This window comes from Pelomonas sp. KK5 (assembly GCF_001984095.1).
Classification (GTDB): domain Bacteria; phylum Pseudomonadota; class Gammaproteobacteria; order Burkholderiales; family Burkholderiaceae_C; genus KK5.
The window spans coordinates 1-3,701 of the sequence record NZ_LYVQ01000374.1 but is presented as its reverse complement, the minus strand read 5'-3'; the positions used below and the strand labels follow the sequence as shown (position 1 = coordinate 3,701).

Below are 3,701 nucleotides of genomic sequence, written 5' to 3'. Positions count from 1 at the left end.
TCCACCGTCAGCACCGGCAGGCCACCGGTCTGTTCCACCCGCACCTCGGTGGCGCCCGGCACCGCCTGCAGCACCGCGGCGATGCGCTGCGCCGTCGCCTCCAGCACCTCGCCGTCGTCACCGAAGACCTTGACCGCCACGGCCGAGCGCACGCCGGAGATCAGCTCGTTGAAGCGCAGCTGGATCGGCTGCGAGAACTCGTAGCTGCTGCCCGGCACCTGCTCGGCTTCCGCGCGGATCGCGGCCAGAAGCGCCTCGCGCGTCCTGCGCGGGGCGGGCCACTGGTCCTCGGGCCTGAGCATGAGGTAGCCGTCGGAGATGTTGGGCGGCATCGGGTCGCTGGCGATCTCGGCGGTGCCGGTGCGGGCGAACACGCGCTCGATCTCCGGGAACTTCGCCTTCAGCCGCGCCTCCAGCTGCTTCTGCATCTCGAGCGACTGGCTCAGGCTGGTGCCCGGGATGCGCAGCGCCTGGATCGAGAAATCGCCCTCGTTCAGGCTGGGCACGAACTCCGAGCCCAGCCGCGTCGCCACCGCGCCGCAGAAGGCCACCAGCACCGCCGCGGCGGTCAGCACCACCGGCGCGTTGGCCATCGAGGCGGCCAGCAGCGGCCGGTAGCCGCGCTCGGCCCACTGCATCAGCCGGTTCTCGTGTTCGGCCACCCGATCGCCGATGAACAGCGCCACCGCGGCCGGCACGAAGGTGACCGACAGCAGCATCGCGCCCAGCAGCGCGAGCAGCACGGTGTACGCCATCGGGTGGAACATCCGGCCCTCGACCCCGCCCAGCGCCAGGATCGGCACATAGACGACCATGATGATCAGCTGCCCGTACAGCAGCGGCCGGCGCGCCTCGCGGGCGGCGGTGAAGACTTCCTCGAAGCGCTCGCCGCGGGTCAAGGCCTGACCCTTGCGCCGCTGCGCATGGGCCAGGCGCCGCACGCAGTTCTCGACGATCACGACGGCGCCGTCGACGATGATGCCGAAGTCCAGCGCGCCCAGGCTCATCAGGTTGGCGCTGATGCCCGCGCCCACCATGCCGCTGAAGGTGAACAGCAGCGCCAGCGGGATCACCAGCGCCGTGACCAGCGCCGCGCGCAGATTGCCCAGGAACAGGAACAGCACGGCCACGACGAGCGCCGCGCCTTCGAGCAGGTTGTTCCGCACGGTGCGGATCGCCTTGTCGACCAGCGTCGTGCGGTCGTACACCGTCACCGCCTTCACGCCGGCCGGCAGGGTCTTGTTGATGGCGAGCATCTGGCGATCGACCGCGCGCGAGACGGCGCGGCTGTTCTCGCCCATCAGCATGAAGACGGTGCCCAGCACGACCTCGCGGCCGTCCTCGGTGGCGGCGCCGGTGCGCAGCTCGCGGCCGGGCTCCACCGCGGCGACGTCGCGCACGCGCACCGGCTGGCCCTGGGCGGTGCCGACGAGGATCTCGCCGATCTCGTCGATGGAACGAAGCTGGCCGGGCGCGCGCACCAGCACCTGCTCGCCCTGGCGCTCGATGTAGCCGGCGCCCTGGCTGGTGTTGTTCCTCTCCAGCGCATTGACGAGGTCGGCCAGGCCCAGGCCATGGGCGCCGAGCCGCTCCAGGCTGGGCGCCACGACGAACTGCTTCTCGAAGCCGCCGATCGAGTTGACCTCGGTCACGCCGGGCACGTGGCGCAGCTGCGGCTTGATGACCCAGTCCTGGATCTCGCGCAGGTCGGCCGGCGTGTAGGGCGTACCGTCGGCCTTGCGGGCCCCGGGCGCGGCCTCGACGGTCCACAGGTAGATCTCGCCCAGGCCGGTGGAGATCGGGCCCATCGCGGGCACGATGCCCGCGGGCAGGCGTTCGCGCGCTTCCTGCAGCCGCTCGTTGACGAGCTGGCGGGCGAAGTGGATGTCAGTGCCGTCGCTGAAGATCGCGCTGACCTGCGACAGGCCGTAGCGCGACAGCGAGCGGGTCTGCTCCAGCCCGGGCAGGCCGGCGATCACCGTCTCGATCGGGACCGTGATGCGCTGCTCGGTCTCCAGCGGCGAATGGCCCGGCGCGCGGGTGTTGACGACGACCTGCACGTTGGAGATGTCGGCCACCGCGTCCAGCGGCAGCCGCGTATAGCTCCAGGCACCGAGCCCGGCCATGGCCAGCACCGCGGCCATGACCAGCCAGCGCTGCTCGATGCACAGGCGAATGAGGCGTTCGAACATGATGCTCAAGCCTCCCGCTCAGTGCTCGTGCGCGGCGCCGGCCTTGCCGAGCTCCGCCTTGAGGATGAAGGCGCCGCCGGTGGCGACGCGGTCACCGGCCTGCAGGCCCGCCAGCACTTCCACAGTGCGGCCGTCGCTGCGGCCGGTCTTCACCGGCACCGGCTCGAAGCCCGCGGGCCCGGCCCGGAACACCGTCGTCCGGCCCTCGATCGTCTGGATCGCCTCGGCCGCCACCGCCAGCGCCAGCGGCTGGGCGGCGCCGAGCACGCGCACGGTGACGAAGAGCCCCGGCCGCCAGGCGCCCTGCGGGTTGGCGAGCGTCACGCGGGCGCGGGCGGTGCGGGTCTGCTCGCCCAGCAGCGCGCCGACGTAGGAGACCGTGCCCTCGGCCGTCTCGTCGAAGGCCGTGGAGGACACGCGTACGCGCTGGCCCACGCGCACCAGGGCCAGGTCCTTCGGCGCGACCGCGAACTCGGTCCACACCGAGCCGAGGTCCGAGACGGTGAAGACGGCGGCGTCCTCGCGCACCGCCTCGCCGCGTGCGAGGTGCTTCTCGACGATGGTGCCGGCGAGCGGCGCGCGCACATCGAGGCGGCTGAGCGGAGCGGCCGTCTCGGCGGCGCCGATGGCGGCCAGCTTCTGCCGCGCGTTGTCGACGGCGATGTCGGCTTCGCGTAGCGCGCTGCGGGCCTGCTGGTAGTCCTGCTCGGCCGAGATGCGGTCCTGCCAGAGCGTCTTCTCGCGCTCATGGGCGGCCCGCGCGGCCTCCTGCCGGCGCTGCGCCGTCAGCAGCTCGCTGCGCTGCTCGGCGAGGGTGGTGCTGGCGATGCGGGCCAGCACCTCGCCGGCCCGCACCTGCTGGCCCAGCGTGACCGGCACCGCTTCGGCGACGCCGGCCAGGCGCGGCACCACATGGACGGTTCGGTCCTCGTTGAAGCGGATCTCGCCGGTGAAGTCGGTGGACGGCTGGAGCAAGGCCGGTGCCACGGGCGCGGTGGCGATGCCGGCGGTCTGCGCCGCCGTGAGCCGGACCAGCGGGGCCTCGTCCGTGTGTGCGTCCGGGTGTGCGGCCTCTGCGGCGTGGGCCTCGGCGGCGGGTGCGCCGGCGCGCCCGCCCAGGAGGACGGCGGCGCCGCCGGCCAGGCCGGCGGTCACCAGGGCGGCCATTGCGAGGGCCTGTTTTCTGCTGATGTTCATGTGCGTGTTCCTTCAGCGGTCGGTGGTGCGGCCGGTGATGCGGTCGATGACCGCGGCGGCCTGCCAGGCGGCGGCCAGCGTGTGGAGGGTGCGGCTGCGTGCCTGCAGCAGCGAGCGCTGCGCGTCGATGACTTCGAGGAAGCCGAACTTGCCGGCGTCGAAGCCCTTGCGGGCGGCCTCGTAGGCGTCCTGCGCCGCGGGCAGCACGGTGCCTTGCAGCGTCTGCAAGGAGCGCCGCGCCAGCGCCAGGCGCTCGCCGGCTTGCTGGAGTTCGGCCAGCAGGGCCAGGCGGGTGGCGTCGAGCTCGTCGCC

At 72.8% G+C, this 3,701-nt stretch carries 3 protein-coding genes; all 3 read right to left on the bottom strand.

The annotated features are described in order from the left end of the window. Window positions 1-2,192: CusA/CzcA family heavy metal efflux RND transporter (locus tag B0W88_RS30525; protein WP_077038257.1), on the bottom strand; the 2,192-nt coding region annotated here is incomplete at its 3' end. Window positions 2,193-2,210: 18 nt separating this feature from the next. Continuing rightward, window positions 2,211-3,389 (bottom strand): efflux RND transporter periplasmic adaptor subunit, encoded by a 1,179-nt coding sequence (locus B0W88_RS30520; RefSeq protein ID WP_077038256.1) that lies wholly within the window; start codon window positions 3,387-3,389, stop codon window positions 2,211-2,213. A 12-nt stretch (window positions 3,390-3,401) separates the two neighbouring features. Continuing rightward, window positions 3,402-3,701, bottom strand: a 300-nt coding sequence (locus tag B0W88_RS30515; RefSeq protein ID WP_158080973.1) for a TolC family protein, incomplete at its 5' end; no start/stop codon positions are given.

Excerpts from the sequence above, each read along its gene's own strand:
- B0W88_RS30520 (WP_077038256.1), bottom strand. The coding sequence starts at position 3,389 with ATGAACATCAGCAGAAAACAGGCCCTCGCAATGGCCGCCCTGGTGACC.